General features: G+C 73.4%; 23 protein-coding genes. 13 read left to right on the forward strand and 10 right to left on the reverse strand.

The features are described from left to right. Positions 1–27 precede the first annotated feature (27 nt). Positions 28–1,779, reverse strand: a complete 1,752-nt coding sequence (locus tag ACIRPX_RS20335) for an ABC transporter ATP-binding protein (protein ID WP_404196394.1) — start codon at positions 1,777–1,779, stop codon at positions 28–30. A 173-nt stretch (positions 1,780–1,952) separates the two neighbouring features. Here ACIRPX_RS20335 and ACIRPX_RS20340 point away from each other — a divergent pair, with 173 nt between their 5' ends. Beyond that, entirely contained in the window at positions 1,953–3,041 is a 1,089-nt protein-coding gene (locus ACIRPX_RS20340; RefSeq protein ID WP_404196207.1) for an S-(hydroxymethyl)mycothiol dehydrogenase, read from the forward strand. Further along, positions 3,041–3,670, forward strand: a complete 630-nt coding sequence (locus tag ACIRPX_RS20345) for an MBL fold metallo-hydrolase (protein ID WP_404196209.1) — start codon at positions 3,041–3,043, stop codon at positions 3,668–3,670. Before ACIRPX_RS20340 ends, ACIRPX_RS20345 begins: the two co-directional genes overlap by 1 nt. A 309-nt stretch (positions 3,671–3,979) precedes the next feature. On the opposite strand, the gene ACIRPX_RS20350 is transcribed toward ACIRPX_RS20345, so the two are convergent. Next, entirely contained in the window at positions 3,980–5,242 is a 1,263-nt protein-coding gene (locus tag ACIRPX_RS20350) for an MFS transporter (protein ID WP_404196212.1), read from the reverse strand. After that, complete coding sequence (locus tag ACIRPX_RS20355) at positions 5,239–5,394, reverse strand: hypothetical protein (protein WP_404196215.1); 156 nt, start codon at positions 5,392–5,394, stop codon at positions 5,239–5,241. Before ACIRPX_RS20355 ends, ACIRPX_RS20350 begins: the two co-directional genes overlap by 4 nt. 88 nt (positions 5,395–5,482) lie before the next feature. On the opposite strand from ACIRPX_RS20355, the gene ACIRPX_RS20360 reads away from it, so the two are divergent. The 3 genes from ACIRPX_RS20360 (at position 5,483) to ACIRPX_RS20370 (ending at position 8,692) form a co-directional block, all read left to right on the forward strand. Continuing rightward, positions 5,483–6,181: an ArsR/SmtB family transcription factor gene (locus ACIRPX_RS20360; RefSeq protein WP_404196217.1), complete on the forward strand. Its 699-nt coding sequence runs from the start codon at positions 5,483–5,485 to the stop codon at positions 6,179–6,181. A 151-nt stretch (positions 6,182–6,332) separates the two neighbouring features. After that, complete coding sequence (locus tag ACIRPX_RS20365; protein ID WP_404196220.1) at positions 6,333–7,628, forward strand: MFS transporter; 1,296 nt, start codon at positions 6,333–6,335, stop codon at positions 7,626–7,628. A gap of 149 nt (positions 7,629–7,777) precedes the next feature. Beyond that, positions 7,778–8,692, forward strand: a complete 915-nt coding sequence (locus ACIRPX_RS20370; protein ID WP_404196222.1) for an SDR family oxidoreductase — start codon at positions 7,778–7,780, stop codon at positions 8,690–8,692. Positions 8,693–8,694: 2 nt separating this feature from the next. On the opposite strand, the gene ACIRPX_RS20375 is transcribed toward ACIRPX_RS20370, so the two are convergent. Then, entirely contained in the window at positions 8,695–9,231 is a 537-nt protein-coding gene (locus ACIRPX_RS20375) for a hypothetical protein (protein ID WP_404196225.1), read from the reverse strand. A 49-nt stretch (positions 9,232–9,280) separates the two neighbouring features. Here ACIRPX_RS20375 and ACIRPX_RS20380 point away from each other — a divergent pair, with 49 nt between their 5' ends. Both ACIRPX_RS20380 and ACIRPX_RS20385 read left to right on the forward strand, forming a co-directional pair. Further along, the gene (locus ACIRPX_RS20380) at positions 9,281–10,078 is read left to right on the forward strand and encodes an SDR family NAD(P)-dependent oxidoreductase (RefSeq protein ID WP_404196228.1); all 798 of its coding nucleotides are present in this window, start codon (positions 9,281–9,283) and stop codon (positions 10,076–10,078) included. Between the two features lie 160 nt (positions 10,079–10,238). Continuing rightward, positions 10,239–10,937 carry a L,D-transpeptidase family protein gene (locus ACIRPX_RS20385; RefSeq protein WP_404196230.1) on the forward strand — a complete coding sequence of 233 codons (699 nt, stop codon included), beginning with the start codon at positions 10,239–10,241 and terminating at the stop codon, positions 10,935–10,937. A 27-nt stretch (positions 10,938–10,964) separates the two neighbouring features. On the opposite strand, the gene ACIRPX_RS20390 is transcribed toward ACIRPX_RS20385, so the two are convergent. Then, positions 10,965–12,164 (reverse strand): Gfo/Idh/MocA family protein, encoded by a 1,200-nt coding sequence (locus tag ACIRPX_RS20390; RefSeq protein WP_404196396.1) that lies wholly within the window; start codon positions 12,162–12,164, stop codon positions 10,965–10,967. Positions 12,165–12,413: 249 nt separating this feature from the next. On the opposite strand from ACIRPX_RS20390, the gene ACIRPX_RS20395 reads away from it, so the two are divergent. Both ACIRPX_RS20395 and ACIRPX_RS20400 read left to right on the forward strand, forming a co-directional pair. Continuing rightward, positions 12,414–13,574, forward strand: a complete 1,161-nt coding sequence (locus ACIRPX_RS20395; RefSeq protein WP_404196232.1) for an ROK family protein — start codon at positions 12,414–12,416, stop codon at positions 13,572–13,574. 99 nt (positions 13,575–13,673) lie between these two features. After that, on the forward strand, positions 13,674–13,859 hold the full coding sequence (locus tag ACIRPX_RS20400; RefSeq protein ID WP_404196234.1) for a hypothetical protein: 186 nt from the start codon (positions 13,674–13,676) through the stop codon (positions 13,857–13,859). A 758-nt stretch (positions 13,860–14,617) separates the two neighbouring features. Here ACIRPX_RS20400 and ACIRPX_RS20405 read toward each other — a convergent pair. Together ACIRPX_RS20405 and ACIRPX_RS20410 are read right to left on the reverse strand one after the other, a co-directional pair. After that, entirely contained in the window at positions 14,618–15,991 is a 1,374-nt protein-coding gene (locus ACIRPX_RS20405) for a S1 family peptidase (protein WP_404196236.1), read from the reverse strand. A gap of 115 nt (positions 15,992–16,106) precedes the next feature. After that, complete coding sequence (locus ACIRPX_RS20410) at positions 16,107–16,937, reverse strand: SAM-dependent methyltransferase (RefSeq protein WP_404196239.1); 831 nt, start codon at positions 16,935–16,937, stop codon at positions 16,107–16,109. Between the two features lie 160 nt (positions 16,938–17,097). Here ACIRPX_RS20410 and ACIRPX_RS20415 point away from each other — a divergent pair, with 160 nt between their 5' ends. From ACIRPX_RS20415 to ACIRPX_RS20425, 3 genes are all read left to right on the forward strand, one after another. Further along, positions 17,098–18,276, forward strand: coding sequence for a MalY/PatB family protein (locus ACIRPX_RS20415; RefSeq protein ID WP_404196241.1), 1,179 nt, complete (start codon positions 17,098–17,100; stop codon positions 18,274–18,276). Between the two features lie 81 nt (positions 18,277–18,357). Continuing rightward, the gene (locus tag ACIRPX_RS20420; RefSeq protein WP_404196245.1) at positions 18,358–19,107 is read left to right on the forward strand and encodes a type 1 glutamine amidotransferase domain-containing protein; all 750 of its coding nucleotides are present in this window, start codon (positions 18,358–18,360) and stop codon (positions 19,105–19,107) included. 18 nt (positions 19,108–19,125) lie between these two features. Continuing rightward, entirely contained in the window at positions 19,126–19,512 is a 387-nt protein-coding gene (locus ACIRPX_RS20425) for a PPOX class F420-dependent oxidoreductase (RefSeq protein WP_404196248.1), read from the forward strand. Positions 19,513–19,624: 112 nt separating this feature from the next. On the opposite strand, the gene ACIRPX_RS20430 is transcribed toward ACIRPX_RS20425, so the two are convergent. After that, the gene (locus tag ACIRPX_RS20430) at positions 19,625–20,038 is read right to left on the reverse strand and encodes a Zn-ribbon domain-containing OB-fold protein (protein WP_404196250.1); all 414 of its coding nucleotides are present in this window, start codon (positions 20,036–20,038) and stop codon (positions 19,625–19,627) included. Positions 20,039–20,176: 138 nt separating this feature from the next. Beyond that, a complete protein-coding gene (locus ACIRPX_RS20435; protein ID WP_404196399.1) occupies positions 20,177–20,845 on the reverse strand; it encodes a TetR family transcriptional regulator in 669 nt (222 codons plus the stop codon). Between the two features lie 217 nt (positions 20,846–21,062). On the opposite strand from ACIRPX_RS20435, the gene ACIRPX_RS20440 reads away from it, so the two are divergent. Then, a complete protein-coding gene (locus ACIRPX_RS20440) occupies positions 21,063–21,752 on the forward strand; it encodes a peptidoglycan-binding protein (protein WP_404196253.1) in 690 nt (229 codons plus the stop codon). 27 nt (positions 21,753–21,779) lie between these two features. Here the strand turns inward: ACIRPX_RS20440 and ACIRPX_RS20445 are convergent, their stop codons facing one another. Further along, a complete protein-coding gene (locus ACIRPX_RS20445) occupies positions 21,780–24,185 on the reverse strand; it encodes a SpoIIE family protein phosphatase (protein ID WP_404196255.1) in 2,406 nt (801 codons plus the stop codon). Positions 24,186–24,210: the final 25 nt, after the last annotated feature.

Here is a 24,210-nt window from a genome sequence, read left to right on the forward strand (position 1 = left end):
AGCGGCGTTCACCTCGCGAACCCGGGGTCAGTCGGCCGTCGCGAGGAACTGCGTGGCCGCCAGCTCGGCGTAGAGGGGATCCGCGGCGACCAGTTCACGGTGGGTGCCCACCGCGCGCACCCGGCCGGCGTCCATCACCACGATCCGGTCGGCCATCGTCACCGTGGAGAGCCGGTGGGCCACGACGAGCACCGTCGTCGTCCGCGCCACGTCGGCGACGGTGTCCCGCAGCGCGGCCTCGTTCACCGCGTCCAGCTGCGAGGTGGCCTCGTCGAGCAGCAGCAGCCGCGGCCTGCGCAGCAGCGCGCGGGCGATGGCGACCCGCTGCCGCTCACCGCCCGACAACTTGGTGCCGCGGTGACCGACCAGGGTGTCGAGCCCCCGGGGCAGCCGGGCCACCAGCCCGTCCAGGCGGGTCGTCTTCACCACCCGGGTAAGCGCGTCCTCGTCGGCCTCCGGGTTGCCCAGCAGCAGATTGTCGCGCAGCGAACCGGACAGCACCGGGGCGTCCTGCTCCACATAGCCGATCGCCGACCGGAGTTGGGGCAGATCCCAGTCGCGCACGTCCCGTCCGTCGAGCGTGATGGTGCCGGAGCCGGGGTCGTAGAAGCGCTCGATGAGGGAGAACACCGTGGTCTTGCCCGCGCCGGACGGGCCGACGAACGCCGTCATGCCGCGGGCCGGCACCGCGAACGTCACCCCGTGGTGCACGTACGGCAGGTCCTCGGCGTACCGGAAGCGGACGTCCTCGAAGGCGAGCGCGGCCGGTTCGGCTCCGGGGGTGGGCAACGGGGCCGGCCGGGCCGCCGGTTCGGAGGGCAGACGCAGCGCCTCCTGGATGCGGGCGAGGGCGGCGGAGCCCGTCTGGTACTGCGTGACCGCGCCGACCACCTGCTGGATCGGCGACATGAGATAGAAGACGTACAGCAGGAACGCGACCAGCGTGCCCACCTCGATGGCTCCGGTGGCCACCCGCGCCCCGCCCACCGCGAGCACCGTGATGAAGGCGATCTGCATCGCCAGACCGGCCGTGTTGCCCGCCGCCGCCGACCACTTGGCGGCCCGCACGCTCTGCCGCCACGACTCCTCGGCGGCGTCGTGCAGCGTCCGCTCCTCGCGGTGCTCGGCGCCGGACGCCTTCACCGTGCGCAGCGCGCCGAGGATCCGCTCCAGGGAGGCGCCCATCACGCCGACCGCGTCCTGCGCCTGGCGGCTCGCGCGGTTGATGCGCGGCACGATCACGCCGAGGACCGTGCCCGCGCCCAGGATCACGGCCAGGGTCACGAGCAGCAGCACCGGATCGACCAGTCCCATCATCACCACCGTCGCGACGAGCGTGAGCCCGCCCGTGCCCAGTCCGACCAGCGAGTCCGTGGTGACCTCGCGCAGCAGCGTGGTGTCCGAGGTGATCCGGGCCATCAGGTCGCCCGGTTCGCTGCGGTCGACCGCGGTGATCCGCAGCCTCAGCAGATACGACGACAGGGCGCGCCGCGCGCCGAGCACCACCGACTCCGCGGTACGCCGCAGCACGTAGCCGCCGAGCGCGCCCACCGCCGCGTTGGCGACGACCAGGGCCGACATGGCCAGCAGCGCGCCGGTGATGGCCCGGTCGTGCGAGAGGTCGTCGATCAGCCCCCGGGCCACGAGCGGCAGCAGCAGCCCGGTGGCGCCCGTGACGAGTGAGAGCAGAGCGCCCGTCAGCAGGGCCCACCGATGCGGTCGTACATAGGCGAGGAGCAGCCGCCAGGCAGGCGGGCTCGGCTCGATGTCTGCGGCGATGCTCACGGCGCTCCTCGGCGGTCGTGCGGGGCATTCAGGCTACGTCGGCGGCGGCTGCCCGGGCGCGGCCGTTCCGGGACGCCCGCACCCACCGTCGCGGGGCGGCGCCGTTACTGATCAGTCACGCGTAGGGTCGGAGGGACGGACGTACGCCGATGAAGGGGTTCAACACCATGGCGCAGGAAGTTCGCGGCGTGATCGCACCGGGCAAGGACGAGCCGGTGCGGGTGGAGACGATCGTCGTGCCCGACCCGGGACCCGGGGAGGCGGTGGTCCGGATCCAGGCCTGCGGAGTCTGCCACACGGATCTGCACTACAAGCAGGGCGGGATCAGCGACGACTTCCCCTTCCTGCTCGGTCATGAGGCGGCGGGCGTCGTGGAGTCGGTGGGGGAGGACGTCACCGACGTGGCGCCCGGCGACTTCGTGATCCTCAACTGGCGTGCCGTGTGCGGTCGGTGCCGGGCCTGTCTGCGCGGGCGCCCGCAGTACTGCTTCGACACCCGCAACGCCGAGCAGAGGATGACCCTCGCCGCGACCGGCCAGGAGCTGTCGCCGGCGCTGGGCATCGGCGCGTTCGCGGACAAGACGCTGGTGGCGGCCGGGCAGTGCACGAAGGTCGATCCGGGCGTCTCGGCACAGGTGGCCGGGCTGCTGGGCTGTGGCGTGATGGCCGGGATCGGCGCGGCGATCAACACCGGCGGGGTCGGCCGCGGCGACAGCGTGGCCGTGATCGGCTGCGGCGGGGTCGGCGACGCGGCGATCGCCGGGGCGCACCTGGCGGGCGCGGCGAAGATCATCGCGGTGGACCTCGACGACCGCAAGCTGGCCAACGCCCGGGAGATGGGCGCCACGCACACCGTCAACTCCCGGGAGACCGACCCGGTCGAGGCGATCCGCGAACTGACCGGCGGCTTCGGCGCGGACGTGGTGGTCGAGGCGGTGGGCCGCCCGGAGACGTACCGGCAGGCCTTCTACGCCCGCGACCTCGCCGGGACGGTGGTGCTGGTCGGCGTCCCGACCCCGGAGATGAAGCTGGAGCTGCCCCTGCTGGACGTGTTCGGCCGCGGCGGCGCCCTGAAGTCGTCCTGGTACGGCGACTGCCTGCCCAGCCGCGACTTCCCCATGCTGATCGACCTGCATCTGCAGGGCCGGCTGCCGCTGGACAAGTTCGTCACCGAGACGATCCAACTCACCGACGTGGAGAAGGCGTTCGAGCGGATGCACCACGGCGACGTGCTGCGCTCGGTGGTGGTGCTCTGATGACCGCGCGCATCGAACGCCTCGTCACCTCCGGGCAGTTCACGCTCGACGGCGGCACCTGGGACGTCGACAACAACGTCTGGATCGTCGGCGACGACCACGAGGTGGTCGTCATCGACGCGGCCCACGACGCCGACGCCATCGCCGAAGCCGTGGGAGACCGTCGGCTGACGGCCATCGTGTGCACGCACGCCCACAACGACCACATCGACGCGGCGCCCGCGCTGGCCGACCGCACGGGTGCCACGATCTGGCTCCACCCGGACGATCTGCCGCTGTGGAAGATGACCCACCCCGACCGTGACCCCGACGCCCATCTCGTCGACGGCCAGGTCATCAAGGCGGCGGGTGCCGACCTCACGGTGCTGCACACCCCCGGCCACGCGCCGGGCGCCGTCTGCCTCTACGACCCGGCCCTGGCCACCGTCTTCACCGGCGACACCCTCTTCCGGGGCGGCCCCGGCGCGACGGGCCGCTCCTACTCGCACTTCCCGACGATCATCGACTCGATCCGTGAGCGCCTGCTCAGCCTCCCGCCGGAGACGAAGGTGCTGACGGGGCACGGTGATCCGACGACGGTCGGGGCGGAGGCCCCGCATCTGCAGGAGTGGATCTCGCGGGGGCACTGAGCCTTTCCGGCCGGACGGTGCGGGAGCCGTGTCCGCGCCGTCGGCGGGCGTCGTGCCGTGCCGGCGGCGCGTCCGGAGGCGTGCATCGAAGCGCGGGCGACTTCCCGGCGACCCGAGGGCGTGGCCGGGCGTCGTCAGGGCGCTCCTGCCTGTCCCGTGGCGCTCCCGGCCGTGCGGTCAGGGCGCTCCCGGCCGTGCCGTGGTGATCCCGGCCGTGCCGTCGGGGCGCTCCCGCCCGTCCCGTGGTGATCCCGGCCGTGCGGTCAGGGTGCTCCCGCCCGTGCGGTCAGGGTGCTCCCGGCCGTGCCGTCACACGGCCGGGTGTCGTTCGCCGATCCAGCGTGCCGCGAGCAGGCCGGACGCGGCCGTGAGGACCGCGGCCGCGACGACCGTGGCGTTCAGGCCGAGGGTGTCGGCCAGGAGACCGGCCAGCAGGGCGCCCACGGCGTAGCCGATGTCGCGCCAGAAGCGGTACGTGCCCAGGGCGTTGGCGCGCCAGGTGGGGTGGGCGTGGTCGGAGACGGAGGCGATCAGTGCCGGGTAGACCATGGCGGTGCCGAGGCCGAGGAGCACCGCGGACAGGACGCCGGCGAGGAGGGGGCGGTCGAGGAGGACGAGGGCCAGGACGAGGCCCCCGGCCTGGACGAGCATGCCGTACACGATGAGCGGCTTGCGGCCGACGCGGTCGCAGAGGTGGCCGCCGGGGATCTGCCCGAGGCCCCACAGGACGGGGTAGAGCCCCTTGACCAGGCCGACCGCGCCGAGGCCGAGGCCGTGGTCGGTGAAGAGCAGCGGGAAGACGCCCCAGGTGAGGCCGTCGTTGAGGTTGTTGACCAGCCCCGCCTGGCTCGCGCCGCGCAGTGAGCGCCGGCGCCAGGACGTGCGGGCGAAGACCGCCGCCAGGCTCGTGGTCTCGCCGACCGGCAACGGCTCGGCGCGCTGGGCGAGTTCGAGGGACACGTGGGCCGCGGTGTCGCGCACGGCCAGCGAGAGGGCCAGCCCCGCCGCCACGAGGACGACGCCGACGAGTTCGGGCGCGGGGCGCAGGCCGTGGCTGGAGGCGAGGTATCCCGTGACGAGGGCGGTGGCGCCGACCGCGGTGTAACCGGCCGCTTCGTTGAGGCCCGTGGCCAGGCCGCGGCGCGCGGGACCGGCCAGGTCGATCTTCATGTTGACGGTCATCGACCAGGTCAGGCCCTGGTTGACGCCGAGCAGGACGTTCGCCGCGACGATCCAGCCCCACGACGGTGCCCAGGCCAGCGCGAACGGTACGGGAACGCCGATCAGCCAGCCCGTGACCAGGAGTTGCCTGCGGCGGAAGCGGGCGGTCAGCGCGCCGGCCGCCAGATTCGTCAGCGCCTTCGTGACACCGAAGGCGATGATGAACGAGAAGACGGCCAGGTCGCTGGTCAGGCCGAACACGTGCGAGCCGATGAGGGGGACGGTGGTCCGCTCCAGCCCGACCAGGCCGCCGACGCAGACGTTGACGACGACCAGCAGCGTGAACTGGGCCCAGTTCTCCCGCAGCCCCAGGCGGACGGGCGCCGCCGCACCCCGTGTCGCGGTGCTCACCGCGGACCGCCCGGGGTGAGCCGGCGGCCCGGTGCGGCGGCGCGGCCGGACGGCCCGGCCGCGACCCGCAGGCCGGCGCGGCCGGACGGGCGGGCACCGGTGCCGAGCGCGGTGCCGGACGGCCGTATCGGGTGGTCGTCGGCGAACCCCATCGATTCCTCCAGCAAGGGGATGCGAGAGGCCGTGTGGTCAGGCCCCTCACCGTCATCTACACTATTCCATGGATATGTGGAGGATGGCATGGCGGGAACCACCCCGGGCGCGGCGGGCCAGGTCGCGGCCGGCGCGAAGACCCAGTTGTACGAGGCGTTCGCGGCCAGCGGCAAGGCGCTGGCCAGCGGAAAGCGCCTGGAACTGCTCGATCTGCTGGCGCAGGGCGAGCGCACGGTCGACGCCCTGGCCAAGGCGGCGGGGCTGAACCTGACGACAGCCTCGGCGCATCTGCAGACCCTCAAGCAGGCCGGGTTCGTCGCCACCCGCCGCGAGGGCGTGCGCATCCACTACCGGCTCGCCGGGGACGACGTGGCCCGGCTGTTCGCGCTGCTGCGCACGGTGGCCGAGGCCCACCAGGCGGCCGTGCCCGCGGCGCGGGACGCCTACCTCGGTGCGGACGGCGCCCGGGCGGTCACCCACGAGGAGCTGCGTGCCCGCGTGGCGGCCGGGGACGTGATCCTGCTCGACGTCCGCCCGGCGGAGGAGTACCGCGCCGGGCACATCCCCGGTGCGCTGTCCATCCCGGTCGACGAACTGGCGGGCCGTCTGGGCGAGTTGCCCGAGGAGGCCGAGGTCGTCGTCTACTGCCGCGGCGCGTACTGCGTCCTCGCCCACGACGCGGTACGGCTGCTGACCGGCCGGGGACGGCGGGCGATCCGTATGAACGACGGCATGCTGGAGTGGCGTCTGGCCGAACTGCCCGTGGAGGCAGGGGACGTGGCATGAGCGACGGCCTCCCGTCCGGTCACCCGCGGCCGGCACGTGACGCGTCACGGCTCGCGCCGGGGCGGCGTATCGCGGAGGCGGACACCAGGACGCGGCGGCCCGGCACCGGCCGGGCGCTCGCCCCCTCACCCACGGCCACCAGGAAGAGGACATGACGCGACCCGCACCAGACACCGGCACGACCGGCCCCATACCCGGCGTACCGGGCGCACCCGGCGTGCCCGACGCCGCCCGGGCCCAGCGCCACATCCTCCGCGTCCTGGTGACCTCGCAGCTCCTCAGCGGGGCCGGGCTCGCCGCCGGTGTCACGGTGGGAGCGCTGCTCGCGCAGAAGATGCTCGGCAGCACCAGCCTGGCCGGGCTGCCGAGCGCCCTGTTCACCGCGGGATCGGCGCTCACCGCGGTCGCCGTGGGCCGTGTCTCCCAGACCCGTGGACGCCGGCCCGGCCTGGCCGCGGGCTATCTCACGGGAGCCGTCGGCAGCGCGGGCGTCATCACCGCCGCGATCCTGGACAATCCCGTCCTGCTGTTCGTCGCCCTCTTCGTCTACGGCGCCGGCTCCGCCACCAACCTCCAGGCCCGCTACGCCGGAGCGGACCTCGCGCACCCGAGCCACCGCGCCCGCGCCGTGTCGACCGTCCTGGTCGCCACCGCCCTCGGCGGCGTCGCCGGGCCGAACCTCGCCGCACCCACCGGCAACCTCGCCGCACGCGTCGGCGTCCCCGCCCTCGCCGGCCCCTTCCTGCTGTCCGGCGCCGCCTACGCCCTCGCCGCGCTCGTCCTGGCCGTCCGGCTGCGCCCCGACCCGCTGCTCACGGCGCGCGCCCTCGCGGAGACGGACCCGGCGGGCACCGCCACCGCCGGCACACCGGAGGGGAGCGCGGAGGGCCGCGGCGGCGTGGTCCTCGGCGCGCTCGTGATGGTCCTCAGCCAGCTCGTCATGGTCGCGATCATGACGATGACACCGGTCCATCTGCACGACCACGGCCACGGCACCGCCGCCTCGGGCCTCGTCATCGCCCTCCACATCGGCGCGATGTACCTGCCCTCGCCGCTGACCGGCCGGCTCGTCGACCGTTACGGGCCGCTGCGGATCGCGGCCGCCTCCGGACTCACCCTCCTGGCCGCCGGCCTTCTCGCGGGCATCGCGCCCGGCGACTCCGTCGCCCTCCTCGCGCTCGCCCTGGGACTGCTGGGACTCGGCTGGAACTTCGGCCTCGTCTCCGGCACGGCGATCATCAACGACACCGTGCCGCTGGCGACCCGTGCCACGACGCAGGGGGTGGTCGACGTCTCCATCGCGATCGCCGGCGCGACGGGCGGCCTCTCCTCCGGCCTCGTCGTGGCCGCGGCCGGCTACCCCGTGCTCGCCCTCACCGGCGGCATCCTCGCACTGGCGGTCCTCCCCGCCGTCGCGGCGACGGCACGCCGAACGAAGTCCCCGTGACAGCGGATCCGCCGCATTCCCCGAACTCCCCGCATTCCCCGAACTCCCCGACCTCTCCGTACTTCCCGTAAAAGACGACAGAGGATGTCCGCCTTCCCCGGCACGATCGGTCCTGACAGCAGGAACCGCAGCAGAACGGGAGGCCACGGATGCCGGGACCGCTGAAGGGCAGGGTGGCGCTGGTCGCCGGGGCGACGCGGGGTGCCGGGCGCGGGATCGCGGTGGAGCTCGGCGCGGCCGGGGCGACGGTCTACGTGACCGGGCGCAGCACCCGCGCCCGGCGTTCCGAGTACGACCGCCCGGAGACCGTCGAGGACACCGCCGACCTCGTCGCCGAGGCGGGTGGCGAGGGCATCGCCGTGCCCACCGACCACCTCGACCCCGCACAGGTCCGCACGCTCGTGGACCGCATCGCGGACGAGCAGGGCCGCCTCGACGTCCTCGTCAACGACATCTGGGGCGGTGAGAACCTCTTCGCCTGGGACAGCCCCGTCTGGGAGCACGACCTCGACGACGGACTCAGGCTGCTCCGGCTCGCCGTGGAGACCCACGCCGTCACCAGCCACCACGCCCTGCCGCTGCTCCTGCGCCGGCCCGGCGGCCTGGTCGTCGAGGTCACCGACGGCACCGCCGACTACAACCGCGACACCTACCGCGTCTCGTTCTTCTACGACCTCGCCAAGGCGTCCGTCCTGCGCATGGCCTTCGCGCTGGGGCACGAACTCGGCCCGCGCGGTGCCACCGCCGTCGCGCTCACCCCGGGCTGGCTGCGCTCGGAGATCATGCTCGAGAACTTCGGCGTGCGCGAGGAGAACTGGCGCGACGCCCTGGAGCGCGTCCCCCACTTCGCCATCTCCGAGACCCCGCGCTACGTGGGCCGCGCCGTCACCGCACTCGCCGCCGACCCGGACGTCGCCCGGTGGAACGGCGCGTCCCTCTCCAGCGGCTCCCTCGCCCAGGAGTACGGCTTCACGGACCTCGACGGCAGCCGCCCGGACGCCTGGCGCTATCTGGTCGAGGTCCAGGACGCGGGGCGGCCGGCCGACGTCGCGGGCTACCGCTGACGTCAGGGCTGGGGCACGACCGGCAGCGGCCAGCGCGCCGCATGCCCCGGCGGGAGCGACAGATCCTCGCGGACCGCCGTGTAGAAGCCCTCGCGTCCGGCGCGCTGCCGCTCCAGCAGGGACCGCCAGGCGGCCGGATCGCGCGTACCCTCCCGCACGAAGCGCTCCATCTCCATCACCGTGACGATCCACCCCCGGGCGTGCTCGACGACGTCCGGGCTGCCCAGCAGGATGAGCGCCTCGCCGTGGGGCTCGCGGGCCGTCTGGACCTCGGCCAGCAGCGGCTCGGCGTCCTGGGCCGACAGAGGATGCGGATGCGGGTCGTTGCCGAGGTGGGCCGCCACCCGGTAGGTCAGCGCGACCTGCTGCTTCAGGGCCTGCGACCAGTCCGTGTAGACCGTGAACCGCCGCTCCTCCCAGCGCGCCGCCTGCTCCCGCCGGAAGCGGACCCGGTCCCCCCGTACCACCGCCAGATACGAGCCGAGCGCGCCGATCACGACGCCTATCAGGGCGGGGAGTTGCTGCAGAAACGCGGTCATGGACGCACGTTATCCGCCGGGTGGATCGTGCGGCGGGTAGGTTCGGCCCATGGCTGACACCAAGCGCTTCGAGGGGTACGGGGTTCTCGTCACCGGCGCGGCCCGCGGTATCGGTGCCGCGGTCTCCCGGCGCCTGGCCGAGGAGGGCGCGCGGGTGCTGCTGACCGACGCGGACGCGGCCGAGGCCGAGAAGACCGCGGGCGCGCTGCGTGAAGGCGGCCTCGCAGCCGAGGCACGCGCCTGCGACGTGGCCGAGCGGGAGGCCGTCGAGGCGGCCGTCGCGCACGCCGCCGCCACCTTCGGGTCGCTGGACGTCCTGGTCAACTGCGCGGCGAGCTGCACGCCCGACACCCCGCTGTTCGAGGGCGGCGGGGACGACGCCTGGGACCGCGACCTCGACATCACGCTGACCGGCACCTACCGCTGCTGCCGGGCCGCGCTGCCGCACCTGGCCGCCTCCGGCCGCGGTGCCGTCGTCACCATCGGCTCCGTGAACGCCGTCCAGCACTTCGGCAACCACGGCTACAGCGCCGCCAAGGCCGGTCTGCTCTCGCTCACCCGCACCATGGCCGGGCACGCCGCGTCGCGGGGTGTCCGCGTCAACCTCGTCATGCCGGGCACGGTGCGCACCTCGGCGTGGGAGGGCCGCGAGGACGAACTGGAGTCGCTGCGCACGCTGTATCCGCTCGGCCGGGTCGGCGAGCCCGGCGACATCGCCGCCGCCGTCGCCTTCCTCGCCTCCCGCGACGCGGCCTGGATCACCGGTACCGCGCTCACGGTCGACGGCGGCCTCACCGCCGTCAACACGGGCTTCCTGCGGGCGACGCACAAGGACGGCGAGAGATGAGCCACAGCGCCCCACCCCTGTCCCTGTGATCTGGGGCACTGCGCATGTCACCGTTTCGTCGCATCGTGGGCGATTCCTGCAACCGAACGCGCCGTACGCCGGTCTAGCTGGCAGAGATCGCAGATCAGACGCGCCAACGACACGAAAGGCAAGGCCGGCCATGGGGGACATACGCAGACGGGGCGCCGTCGCGCTCGGGCTCACCGGACTGATGGCGCCGCTCGCGCTCGCACTGGGCACCGCGCCCGCGCAGGCGTCCACGAGCTGCACCACGAGTACCGGGCCCTATCAGAAGCAGGTGGAGAAGTTCCTGGGCCGACCGGTCGACGGCCGGCAGTCGGCCACCGACTGCAAGGCCGTCAAGGCCTTCCAGACCAAGCACGGCATCACGCCGAACGTCGGCTACGCGGGCCCCGTCACCTGGGGCGTGATGAACCTGATGAACAAGCAGAAGGCCGTCGGCAGCCACCCCAACAGGGACGGCAGGTGCCCGACGAACAAGGGCCGCATCGCCTGCGTGAACCTGACGCTCCAGCTCAGCTGGATCCAGGACGGCAGCCGGCTCGTCTACGGCCCCGTGCCGGTCCGTACCGGCCGTGACGGCTACGAGACCCGTACCGGCCTGAAGAAGATCTACTGGCGGCACCTCCACCACGTCTCGAGCATCTACCACGTGCCGATGCCCTACAGCCAGTTCTTCGACGGCGGTCAGGCCTTCCACTCGGTGAACCTCAGCATGTGGAACCCGCCGGGCTCGCACGGCTGCGTCAACATGACGCCCGCCACCGCCAAGAAGTACTGGTCGCTGCTGAGGACCGGCGACGACGTCTTCGTCTACGGCCGCAAGCCCGGCACCTGACAGGGACACCCGGCTCGCGGCGGGCACTTACGCGGGCGCGTCCCCGAAGTCCGGGATCTCCAGCCGTACGCCACCCTGCCGCGCGGAGTCGTGCGCGACGATGCCCGGCAGGGTGTAGCGGGCGGCCACCCACGCGTTGACGGACGGCAGCGACCGGGTGTTCACGGCGGTCACGAAGTCGTCCACCAGGAAGTGGTGGCTGCCCTCGTGCCCGTTGTGCAGGTGGTCGAACTCCCGCGGCAGCCGGGCGCGGTCGTGCACCGGCGCCGAGCCGGAGGTGAAGGCGGCCCGCAGCTCCGGGGCGATGTGCTGAAGTGACGGGTCGTCAGGTGCCATGGTGGGCTTGGGCTCCAGCAGCTCGCTGATGTCCCGCACGCCCTTCTTGTCCTGCCACAGCGCCACCGTGGCGAGCTGCTCCATGCTCGCGTCCGTGCCGAAGAACCGGAAACGCGACTCCCGGATGTGCGAGGGGTAGCCGACCCGCCGGAACTCGTTGGTGCGGAACGAGCCGCCGCCCGCCACCTCGAACAGCGCGGTCGCGTTGGAGAAGTCGTTGCCGAACTGGCTGACCTCCTTGTCGAAGACGCCGTCGCCGCGCTCGTCGACCACCCCGATCGCCGACACGCTCGTGGCGTACGTCTGCCAGGCGCCGAGCACGCCGCCCACCGAGTGCGTGGGGTAGAGCAGCGGGGGGTAGCTGGCGGTCTGCTTCCAGTTCTCGCCGCCGCTGTACTGGTACGCCTCGTAGAACCCCAGGTCCATGTCGTGGACGTAGTCGCCCTCGGCGTAGAAGATCCGGCCGAAGGCGCCCTCGGCGATCTGGTTGCGGGCGTGCACGGTCGCCGGGTTGTACTGGCTGGTCTCGCCCATCATGTACGTGAGTCCGGTCCGCCCGACCGCCTCGACGATGGCCGCGATCTCCTCCGTGGTGATCGCCATGGGGACCGCGGAGTAGACGTGTTTGCCGGCGTTCAGGCCCTGGAGCACGAGCGGTCCGTGCGTCCAGCGCTGGGTGAAGATCGCGACCGCGTCGACGTCCGGGGACTCCAGCATCGCCTGGTACGAGGGGAAGGTGCCCGCCAGACCCTGGGCGGCGGCGAGCCGGCCTGCCCGGTCCGGCAGCAGGTCGGTGACGTGGACGTCGCTGACGCCGGGATGGGCCTGGAACAGCGTGGCGAACTGGCCGGAGAACTGGCCGGCGCCGACGATGCCGAGCGAGAACGTCATGTGAGGCGTGCCCTTCACTGGTACGGAGATCACTGCGCGAGGATCGGGTCGATCTGCGGTGTCGATCACCACCGCAGCGCCGGCGCGACGGACACCCCTGCCGGCCGTCCGTCACCTCTTCTCTTACTTTCGGTACAAAAGAATCATGACGTCAAGAGTCCCGCGAGGATCATTTCGTACTGTCGATCCGCGGGCTATCCTGAACCTGTTGTTTTCGCGGTGAAAAAAAGTAGCGGGAGTCCGATCGTCATGACCACAGCCGCTGCCAGCTGGCTGCCCCTGAGTCCCGGTGAGCGCTCGGTGGCGATCGAGGTGCTCGTCAACGGCCCGCTGTCCCGCACCGCGCTGGCCCGGCGGCTCGACCTGTCCGCGGGCAGCCTCACCCGGCTGACCAAGCCGCTGATCGAGTCGGGCCTGCTGATCGAGGTCGCCGAGGCGGGTGTGCCGGCGGAGGTGCGTCAGGGGCGCCCCTCACAGCCCCTCGACGTCGTCGCCGAGTCCCGCTCCTTCATCGGCTTCAAGATCACCGAAGACATGGTCTACGGCGTCGTCACCACACTCCGGAGCGACATCGTCGCCCGCGACGACCGTCCCCTGGAGACCCACGACCCGGCCGAAGTCGCCGACGTGCTGTCGGAGATGACGGCCGAGCTGGCCCGCGCCCACCCGTGCCTCGCCGGTATCGGCATCGGTGTCGGCGGCATGGTCGAGGACCGGTCCGTGGTGAAGGAGTCGCCCTTCCTGCACTGGCGGGACGTCCCCCTCGGCGAGCTGGTCGAGGAGCGCACCGGACTGCCGGTCGTGGTCGAGAACGACGTCGCCGCCCTCGTCGAGGCCGAGACCTGGTTCGGGGCCGGCCGGGGCCTGGACCGCTTCGTCGTGCTCACCATCGGCGCCGGCATCGGCTACGGGCTGGTCCTGGGCGGCAGGCGCGTGCCCTGCGCCGAGGAGGACCGCGGCTTCGGCCGCCACTGGATCATCGACCCCAGCGGCCCGCTCACCCCGGACGGTGAACGCGGCAGCGCCGTCTCGCTGCTCACCGTCCCCAGCATCCGCTACCAGATCCGCGCCGCCACCGGACGTGACTGCACCTACGAGGAGATCCTCGGCCTGGCCTCCGCCGGTGGCCCCATGCACGCCCGGGTCGTCGGGGAGGCGGCGCGCGCCCTGGGTACCCTGCTCGCCCAGATCGCCAACTTCGTCATGCCGCAGAAGATCCTGCTCGCCGGCGAGGGCGTCGGGCTGATGGATGTGGCCGGCGACACGGTGCGGGAGGCGGCCGCCGCCCAGCGGCATCCGCTGGCCGCGCCGGTGCCCCTGGAGACCAAGGTGTCGGACTTCCACGACTGGGCCCGGGGGGCCGCCGTCCTCGCCATCCAGGTGCTCGTTCTCGGGGCCGCGGAGGCGTGAACTCGGCGGCCCGCCTTGGCGGATGACGTGACCAGCAACACGGTCCTTTATGTCCGTTTCGTGCGACCTTACTCACGGCGCCTTCACTTCTGGGACCGTATGCTTCACATCATGTCCACCACCGTTGAACCCGCCTCCGATCGCTCGGCGGACGAGGTCAACGAGGAGATCCGGGCCCTGTGGCGCCGGTCGGGCGGGACACTGAGCGGCGAGCAGCGCGAGGAGTACCAGCGCCTCGTCCTGGAGTGGGCCGCGGCGGCCCCGCCCCGGTCGCGGGCTGCCTGAGCAGGCACCGAGCCCCGCGCCGCTGCGCGACCCCGGTCCGGCGGAACCCGACGCCGGACGGGCCTCTCCTCGCTCCGACCACCGCCGTCCGCCACGGCATCGTCGCTCCCCCCGTCCCGCCTCCGGCCTCGCCCGGGGTGGGAAGGCACCCCCGCCGCCGGTCCGGTGCCGTCCCGCCGGGCCTCGTGCACGGCCGGCACCAGCCCCGACCGGCTCGGCGGGCTCGTGCTCGCCTGCGGCACCGCCCTCCTCGTGTCCACCTCCTCCGTCCACGTCCATGTCACCGGCCCGCTGCGGCGCGGGGCCTCGCCCCCGATGTCCGCTCCGGGGCCCTCGCGTGGGCCCGCTTCGTCGTCACGGCGCGGGCCACGTGCGCAACAGATCGTCCGAATCCTCCGCCGTGCGGGACAGCCGGCCGTACGGAGTGGTCCGTCGTGCGGAGTGGCCCACTGTGCGGTACGGCGCTCGTGCGGAGTCGTCCGCCGTGCGGAGCGGCCCCCGTGCGGAACTCCCCGCCGTGCGGAACGCCCCGTCGCGTCTGACGCGTCGCAGTCTCGTCGCCCAGGTGCTGCTCGTCGGGGCCGATGCCGTCCTCCCGGCGGTCCTCCGGCTGCCCGCCGCGCCGCGGACGTTGTCCGCCGGCGCCGTGGTCCTCGCCTCGCATCGTCCCGCGCTCCCCGTCGTCCTCGGCCTGGCTCCGCCGCGCGAGGGGGTCTCCGGCGGGCAGGAGTGCTGCCGGGCCCCGGCCGAGCCGTCGGTCAGCTCCAGGTGGCCGAGTAGTAGCGCCGGTACTCCTTGCGGTCCTGCTCCGCGCGGATCCAGCGGGTGGCGACGAGCGCCAGCAGGCTGCCGCCGATGACCAGCATCCCGGGACCGGCGTTGTTCGGATTCGCGAGCCGGGCCAGCAGCGTCTCGCCGTCGTCCGCGAGGCCCGAGACGGGACCCGAGGAGCCGGGGGAGGCCGCGCCGGGAGCGATCGCGCTGTGCGTGGCCGAGGAGGACGGCGTGGCCGTGCTCTGGCCGGCGGCCTGCTTCGACACGATCATCTGGACGCCGAGCGCCTGCATCGCCTTGGTCACCGGCTGGAAGAACGTCGTCCCGCCCGAGGTGCAGTCGCCGCTGCCGCCCGAGGTCACGCCCAGCGCGACGCCGTCGGAGAACAGCGGGCCCCCGCTGTCCCCGGGCTCGGCGCAGACGTTCGTCTCGATCAGGCCGGTGACCGTGCCCTCCGGGTAGTTGACCGTGGCGTCCAGCCCCTTGACCTCGCCGTCGTGCAGCCCGCTGGTGCTGCCGCTGCGGAACACCCGCTGCCCCACGGCCGGATCGCCGACGCCCGTGATGCGCACGCCGTTGCCGTTCCCGATGGCGACGACGTCGGCGCCGGCGCCCGCCTTGCCGGTCGCGTACTGGACCAGCGAGAAGTCACTGCCGGGGAAGTCCTGCCGCACCGTCTTGCCGAGCTGCTGGTTGCCCTGGTTGTCCGCGAACCAGATGGACCCGGTCGGCCCGCAGTGCCCGGCGGTGAGGATGAAGTCGCTCTTGCCGTCGGTCACGTTGAACCCCGCCGAACAGCGGCCGCCGGTCGACAGGATCGGCTGCGCGCCGTTGAGCCGGGTCGTGAACTCGCCCTGCGTGCGCTCCGTGCGCACGAACGAGCCGATGCCGGTGGCGACCTTGGTCATGTCCGACCAGTCGGAGGCCGAGACGGTGCTGTCGCCCTGCACCACCACCTGGTTGGTGCGGTAGTCCATGACCCAGGCGGTGCCCGCCACGCGGGGCGCCGCCCGCAGGGTCGACGCCGCCGCCCTGAGGTCGTTCATGCTGTGCGGCACCATCTTGGCCCGGGCGCCCGCGCTCTCGACCTGAGCCGCGGCCTCCTTGTCGGTCACCGCGACCACCGGGCGCCCGTCCGTTCCCGTCCAGGTGCCGGCCGTGCGGGCGGTGCCGAGCCGGGACACCAGCGCGGCGCCGGGATTCTCCGAGGTGCCGGAGGCGCTGAGCGGGAGGGCGGAGGTGCCGGGCGACTCGCTCGCCATGGCGGCCTGCGTCACCATCGCTCCCCCGAGGAGGAGGCCGCCGACGGCCGCCAGCCGCGTCGCTCGCCGGACGATCCGTCGTCGTGCGTGCCTCATGCATGGCTCCCGAACCCGTACGCGCGGCGTCAACACCGCGGGGCACTCCGGTCGTTGAGCGCCCTCCCTCCATACGGGCCAGGGGGCCGTCGCGTTCAGCGCGCGGGCGGTCTTCTCAGGCCTTGCGGCCCACCCCGCCGTACATGGCCACCTCCTGCGGCTCCTCGCCGTCGCACGCCTCGGGCCGCCAGCGCGAGCACGAGACCACACCCGGCTCCAGCAGCTCCAGGCCGTCGAAGAACCGGGCCACCGCCTGCGGGGTGCGCTGGACCAGCCCCGGGATGCCGCGCTCGTTCCAGAACCGGACGGCCGCGTCCACCTCCGGCAGCGCGGGGCTGGTGATGGTGTGGGACAGCACGAGATGGCTGCCCGAGGGCAGCGCGTCCATGAGACGGCGCACGATCCCGTACGGGTCCTCGTCCTCACGCAGGAAGATGACCACCCCGAGCAGCATCACCGCGACCGGCCGGCTGAGGTCCAGTGTGTCGGCGGCCCGTTCCAGGATCGCGTCGACGTTGCGCAGGTCCTCGTCCAGATGGTCGGTGCGGCCCTCGGGCGAGCTGGTGAGGAGGGCGCGGGCGTGCGCGAGCACCAGCGGGTCGTTGTCGACGTAGACGACCCGGGCCTCGGGAGCGAGGCGCTGGGCGACCTCGTGCGTGTTGTCGGCGGTGGGCAGGCCCGTGCCGATGTCCAGGAACTGCCGGATCCCCGCCTCGGCCACGAGATGACGTACGGCCCGTCCCAGGAAGCGGCGGTCGGCGCGGGCGTACGCGTCGATGGCCGGATGGAGTTCGCGGATGCGGTCACCCGCCACCCGGTCGACCTCGTAGTAGTCGCTGCCACCGAGCCAGTAGTTCCAGATCCTGGCCGTGTGCGGGCGCAGCGTGTCGATACGTCTGCGCAGCGCCGCGGCGTGGTCCTCGGCGCATGCCGGATTCTCCGTCAAGGGGTCCGCTCCTGAAGTGCCATGTGAGGGGTGGCATCAACCGGCCATCCAACCACCGGAGTTGAGGTTTGCCGAGGGCGAGGAGCGGGCGCTTTCACCGCGATGCCGGCCATGCACCGGGTTGTTCCAGGTGAGAGGCGTGCGCCCTATCTTGAGCCCCATGACCAGGATCCCGCACGCCACGTCCGGTGAACCGAATCCGCTGCGCATCCTCTCCCTCGACCACCTCCGCCGTCGCACGAGCGTGAAATGGCGCACCCATCCGGCCGACGTGCTGCCCCTGTGGGTGGCCGAGATGGACGTCCCGCTCGCCGAACCCGTCGTCCGCGCGGTCTCCGAGGCAATGGTGCTCGGGGACACCGGCTATCCGTCGGGCACCGCCTACGCCGAGGCGCTCGCCGCGTTCGCGGAGCAGCGGTGGGGGTGGGACGGGCTCGCCGTGGAGCGCACCGCGATCGTGCCCGACGTGATGCTCGGCGTCGTCGAGATGCTGAGGCTGGTCACCGGGCCCGGGGACCCGGTGATCGTCAACTCGCCGGTGTATCCGCCGTTCTACCAGTTCGTCGCGCACTTGGACCGGCTGGTCCTGGAGGCGCCGCTCGGGGCGGACCTGCGCATCGGCCTCGGCGCGCTGGAGGCGTCCTTCCGGCAGGCCGTCGCCGGCGGACGCCGCGCCGCCTACCTGCTGTGCAGCCCGCACAACCCGACCGGCACCGTGCACACGGCCGAGGAACTGTCCGCGGTGACCGCCCTCGCCGGCCGCTACGGCGTCCGCGTCGTCGTGGACGAGATCCATGCCCCGGTCACCGCGACGGGCACGGACTTCGTGCCGTACCTGAGCGTTCCGGGCGCGGAGAGCGGCCTGTCCCTGATGTCCGCGTCGAAGGGCTGGAACCTGGCGGGCCTGAAGGCGGCGCTCGCGATCGCCGGACCGGCGGCCGCCGCCGACCTCGCCCGTCTGCCCGAGGAGGTCGGCCACGGCCCGAGCCACCTCGGCGTCATCGCCCACACGGCCGCCCTCACCGACGGCACCGCCTGGCTCGACGCGCTGCTGTGCGGCCTCGACGCCAACCGCCGCCTGCTGTCCGACCTGCTCGCCGAGCACCTCCCGGCCGTCGCGCACCGTCCCGGGGAGGGCACCTACCTCGCCTGGCTGGACTGCCGGGCCCTCGGCCTCGGCGACGATCCGGCCGAGGTGTTCCTGGAGCGGGGGAGGGTGGCGCTGAGCCCGGGCCCGCACTTCGGCAGCGGCGGGGCGGGGCACGTACGCCTCAACCTGGCGACCTCGCCCGAGATCATCACCGAGGCCGTACGGCGGATGGCGGCGGCGCTCGCCTGAGACCGGCCCCCGGGACGGCCGGGGCGAACTGCGGCCGGGTGCGGGTGTCATGGACGCGATACGTCCCTGCATGATGGCCCCATGCGCGTACTGATGCCGGTCCCCGACCACGACTTCGACGTCACCGAGGTCGCCGTGCCCTGGCGCCTGCTGACGGACGCCGGGCACGAGGTGGTCCTCGCCACCGAACGCGCCGGTACCCGCCCCGCGGCGGACCCGCGCCTGCTGACCGGCGTCCTCTTCGGCCGGCTCGGCGCTGAGGCCGAGCCCCGGCGGTTCTACGAACAGCTCACCGAGGCGCCCGAGTTCGGTGCCACGGCCGGCTGGGCCGACGTGGACGTGACGGCGTTCGACGGACTGCTGCTGCCGGGCGGACACGCGCCCGGCATGCGGCAGTACCTCGGCTCGGCGGAACTGCGGGAGCAGGTCGCCCGGTTCTGGGCGCTCGGCCGACCGGTCGGCGCGATCTGCCACGGAGTGCTGGTCCTGGCCCGGACCCGGGACCCCGGCACCGGACGCAGCGTCCTCGCCGGGCGCCGGACGACCTGCCTGCCGAAGTACATGGAACGCACCGCCTACCTGACCACCGCCTGGCGTCTTGGCCGCTACTACCGCACCTACCCGGCATACGTGGAGGACGAGGTGCGCGCCGCGCTCGCCGAGCCGGCCGCCCAGTTCGAGCGCGGTCCCCGGGAGCTCACCCGGCGCGGCACGGCGGCCGACGACACCCACGCCTTCGTCGTCCGGGACGGCGCCTATCTGTCGGCGCGCTGGCCGGGAGACGCGTATCTCTTCGCCCGCCGGTACCGGGAACTCCTCGAACCACCCTGAGGTGCCTAGACTTTCGTCATGGACCACATGTCCCTGGAGCGGCTCGGCACCGAGAAGTACGTGCTGATCACCAGCTACCGCAAGAACGGCACCTCGGTCGCCACCCCGGTGTGGGTGGTGCGCGACGGCGACACGCTCGGGGTGTGGACGGTCGCCGACTCGTGGAAGGTGAAGCGCATCCGGGCCCGGAAGGACATCCTGATCGGACCTTGCGACGTGCGCGGCCATCCGACCGGCAACCAGATCCCCGCGGTCGCCGAGATCGGCGACGAGGAGACCGTCGCCCGCTACCGCCGGCTCATCGTCGGCAAGTACGGGATCGTCGGCCGCCTCACCCTGTTCGGCAGCCGGCTGCGCCGGGGGCCGAAGGGCACCGTCGGCATCCGCGTCACACTCGCTCCCTGAGCACCCGAGGCACGGCGGACGGGGGTCCACGCCCCGTCGAGCACCGTGCCGCTCGGCACCGCACCGCCGGACGGCCGTGCGGGGAACCGGCTTCCCGGACCGGGTGCGCCGGTCAGGTCCAGGCGCGGTAGGGCTCGTCGACCAGCTGGAAGACGGGCTCGCCGCGGACCGGGTCCTTGGCGGTCGACAGCCGGACCCGGTCACCGCTGTGGATGCCGATCAGGGGGCCCATGACCCTGCCGCGCACCACGAAGCCCTCGGCCATCTCGACGAGCGACACGTTGCGCGCCGCGGGGGTGTTGCGGTGCACGACCGTCGCGTGCCGGACCGTGCCCGTGCCCTCGCTGCGCTCCGTCCGCAGGTCGCCGCCCTGGCAGACCGGACACAGCAGCCGGTGGTACATCGAGGTGCCGCACCAGGTGCAGCGCTGGAAGAGGAGCGTGTCCGCATCACGCACGGCGGGATCGAGCAGGCCCGCCGCGGAGCCCGCCGCCTGACTGGCCACGTTTCCTGTGTAGCTGTACACGCTGGTCAACTCCCTGCGCCTCGGCCGGAATCCCACGTGCGCGGATCAACCGTGCACGGACGTGCCCGGTTGACCGTGCCACCGTGCACGCGACCAATGTATGGCACTCAGTGCCACTCGTAAAGGCACTGCGTACCCTCAATTGTGTCCGAGCTCGGACTCGATCTCCTGGACGACCCGCCACAGGGGGGCGTCGCGCCGGGCCACGACGACCACCACGTCCTGCGGCCCGGTGCTCACCCGGTGCGGGGGAAGCGTGCCGAAGGCGGCCTGGACGTAGCCGAGGGCGTGGTCCACCGCGGCCTCGGCGTCGTCCTCGCCGTCCGAACGCAGCCAGGAGCGCAGCGCGTTGTTGTGCGCGGCCACCACGGCGGCCGCGATCACGTCGGCCCGCAGGATGCCGTCGCGCCGGCCGGCGAACCGGGCCCGCAGGTACTCCGCGAGGGCGCGCTCGTAGCGCCACACCACGGACAGCTCGTACGCCCTCAGCCCCGGCACCTTCTTGGTGAGGCGGTAACGCTGCACGGAGAAGGCCGGGTTCTCGGCGTACATCCGCAGCACGAGCCGGGCCGCGTCGCAGACCCGCCGCACGGGTTCGTCGTCCTTGTCGCTCGCGCCGAGGAAGGCCGTCATGTCGGCCAGGCACCGCTCGTGATCCGGGAAGACGACGTCTTCCTTGGAGGGGAAGTACCGGAAGAACGACCGCCGTCCGACGCCGGCCAGCGCCACGATGTCGTCGACCGTCGTCTGCTCGTAGCCCCGCTCCAGAAAGAGCTGGAACGCCGCCGCGACCAGCGCGTCCCGCATCGCCGGCTTCCCGGCCGCCGCCTCCGTAGTCATGACCGGAACGTAGCATCGTTACGCCGTGCATGGCACTCGGTGCAGCGGCGTGGGGGACTCAGTGCTCTCGGCGTCCGGGCGGCGAGGCGGCCCGGTGTGCGGTGCTGAACTTCCGGGGCGGCGGCCGCGTATCACTCGTCGGGGGATGGCGGAGGCCCCTGCCTGGGGGCGGAAGGAGAGCACTGTGCCCACACCGCCGGGTTCCGGGGCGCCGCAGGACCGCCCGCCCCTGGAACCCATCCGCGTCCTGCGGCCGCGCCGCACCGACGCCCTCGCCGAGCTGTTCAAGGAGATGGAACAGGGCCGCGAGGACCTCGAACCCGTCGCCGTGCCGGACCCGCGGTCCTGGGACGAGGGCGAGACGCAGGAACTCCCGCGCGTGGCCGCCCAGGACGACACGGCGACGCCCGGCGGCGGACGCCGGGCGGCCGGGGACGGCTGGGGATTCGGCCCCGGACTGCGCCGTGCCGCCATCGCCGTCGCCGTCTCCGCGGCCGCGCTCGTCGGCTTCGGCAGCGCCCTTCTGCTGCCCGGCCGCGGCGACCACGCCGCCGGGCACACGCCCCGCCCCACGGCGTCCGCCGAACCGACCGCGACCGCCTCGGCCGCCGCCACCGGCGCCTCGGACCCCGACGGCCCCGGCACCCTGCGGGAGGGCGACAGCGGCCCCGGGGTGTCGGATCTGCAGCAACGCCTGCTGCGCGTACCGGACATCTACCCCGGCGGCTCCACGAGCGGCAGCTACGACGCCACCCTCAAGGCGGCCGTCGCCCGCTTCCAGCTCTGGTACGGCATCAGCGGCGACGAGACCGGCGTCTACGGCGACGACACCCGGCGGGCCCTGGAGTCACGGACGGAGTACGGCGCGGGCTGAGGTGCCGGCGGCACGAGGCGCGGTCCTCTACTCCGGCTCCGCCGGGACCCTCAGGTCCAGGACGCAGACGTCGTCACGGCGTTCGCCCTCCAGCATCGAGGCGAGCAGCGGCCCCAGGGACAGCGAACCGGGCTCGGCGGTGTGGCCCAGGACGGCGTCGGCGAGGCGCTTCAGACCCCGGTCGATGCTCTCCCCGGGCCGCTCGACCAGGCCGTCGGTGTAGAGGAGGACGCGGTCGCCCGGTGCGAGGCGGCACACCCCCTCCTCGTAGTCGGGCGCCCGGCTCGCCCCGAGCAGCATGCCGCGGGGGCGGTCGAGATAGCGCACCTGGCCGTCGCGCAGCAGCAGCGGCGGCGGATGACCGGCCTGGGCCCAGACCAGGCGGCGCGCGGCCGGGTCGTAGCGGGCGAGGACCAGGGTCGCGGTGCCGTGCGGGTCGCGGGAGTGCAGCAGCAGCGTGTTGAGCCGGGCGAGCGCGCCCGTCAGGGAGGACCCGGTGATGACCATGCCCTTGGCGGTGAACCGGAGCTGGGCCATCGCGGCGACCGCGCCGATGCCGTGCCCGGCGACGTCGCCGACCATGAACAGCGCGTCGCCGTCCGGCAGTTCGATGGCGCTGAACCAGTCGCCGCCGACGTGGACGCCCGACTGCGCGGGCAGATAGGCGACGTCGACGCGCAGCCCCGCCAGGCGCACCGGCCGGGTGGGCAGGGGGAGCAGGGCGTGCTGGAGCAGGCCGGCCAGCGTCCGCTCGGCGCGCAGGACGTCGTGCTGGGTGAGGATGGCCCGCTCGCTCTCCACGAGGGCGAGTTCCGCGCTGCGCTGCGCGGTGAGGTCCTGCACCACACCGTGCACCTCGACGGTGGTCCCGGCGGAGTCCGGGACGGCCTCCGCCACGGCCCGCAGATGCCGCAGCCCGTCGGCCGTCCTGACCCGGAAGGGGACGTCGAACGTCCGCCCCCTGGCCAGGAGTTCCCCGATGGCGTGGGTCAGGGCGGGCCCGTCCTCGGGCAGGGCGAGACCGGGCAGGTCGGTCAGCGCGACGGGACCGTCCGCCGGGTCCCGGTCGAAGAGGGCGAACACCTGGGACGACCAGGTGACCTCGTGCGTGATCAGGTTCCAGCTGGCCCAGCCCAGACTGCCCAGCCGCTGGAGGTCGGCGAGCCGCTGCTCCTGCCGGTCGGAGGAGCCGTGCCGGACCCAGGTGACGACCAGGCCCTGGCCCAGCCGCGCGGCCCGCACGGTGTAGTTGAACAGCTCGGTGGCGCCGTCCACCGTCTCCTGACGGCCGAACGGCTCGCTCTCGTACGGCGTTCCGGTGGCCAGCGCGTCCTTGAGGCCCTGCCACATGGGCTCCTCCGCGAGCGCCGGGCAGCACTCGCGGAAGCGCCGGCCGACCAGTTCCCGCCCGGCGCGGCCGACGACGTCGACGGCCTGTGCGGTCGCCGCGTCGATGCGGTAGTCCTCGACGGCGCCCACGGCGGTGCGCACCGGCGCCAGCAGCATCGCCGCCTCCGGCAACGCGTCGAACACGGCCTGTACCGCGGCCGCGGAGGCGTCGGCGGTGTCGTGCGGGCGGATGCCGATCGTGAGCAGCCGGCCGGCGCAGAGCCGGGCCACCGCCTCAAGATGTGCCCGGGCGCGCGGCGAGAAGGGCCCGGCACCGGAGCGCAGAACCCCGACGCACGCGTCGGGCCCGTCTCCGGTGCGCACGGGCAGCCAGGCCCGGGACCGCCACCGTCCGGGCGGATCGATCAGCAGGTACTTCTTGCGGTCCCTCTCGGCGTCCTCCAGCCAGCGCGGCTGCCCGGTGCGCAACGCCTCGAGCGGGGCGATCCCGGTCAGGGGCGGCACCTGGCGCCACTGCTCGGCCAGGACGTCGTCGACACCGGCGTGCCCGATCAGCTGGAGCTCTCCGGCGGGCAGCCAGGCGTAGATCATGACCGCGTCGGCGTCCACCTCCGGCGCGAGATGCGCGAGCAGGCACCGGGCGAGATCCTGCGGGGTGGCGACGCGGACGAGTTCCCCGCCCAGCGGGCCGAGATCCGCGGGAGTGTCCTCGGCGTCCTCCGCGTCGCGGTCCGGCTCGGCCGCGGGCGCGGAGCGGCCGGCGGGCGTCTCCTCCCCGGCGGTGCCGGCCATGGCGGGCACCAGCGTGCCCAGGGTGATCCAGCACTCCTCCAGCAGCGAATGGCCGGCCGCCTCGGCACGCCGCTGGAGTTCCTCCTCCGCGGCGTCGGGGGAGCAGCCGGTCAGCACCATCGTGACGCCCTTGGCCTGGTCGAGGACGGCCGCCCGCGCGGCCAGGTCGCGCAGCCGGTCCATCTCGGCGCGCTGTCGGGCGACCACCTTGGCCAGCGCAACGGTGTCCGGCGCGGCGCGGGATTCCGCACCTGGTGCGGGCTCGCTCGTCACGCGTCGAGCATCGCACATCGCGGGCGTTCCGATCGTGGTCCTG

Source organism: Streptomyces sp. NPDC101225 (assembly GCF_044767585.1).
Lineage (GTDB): Bacteria > Actinomycetota > Actinomycetes > Streptomycetales > Streptomycetaceae > Streptomyces.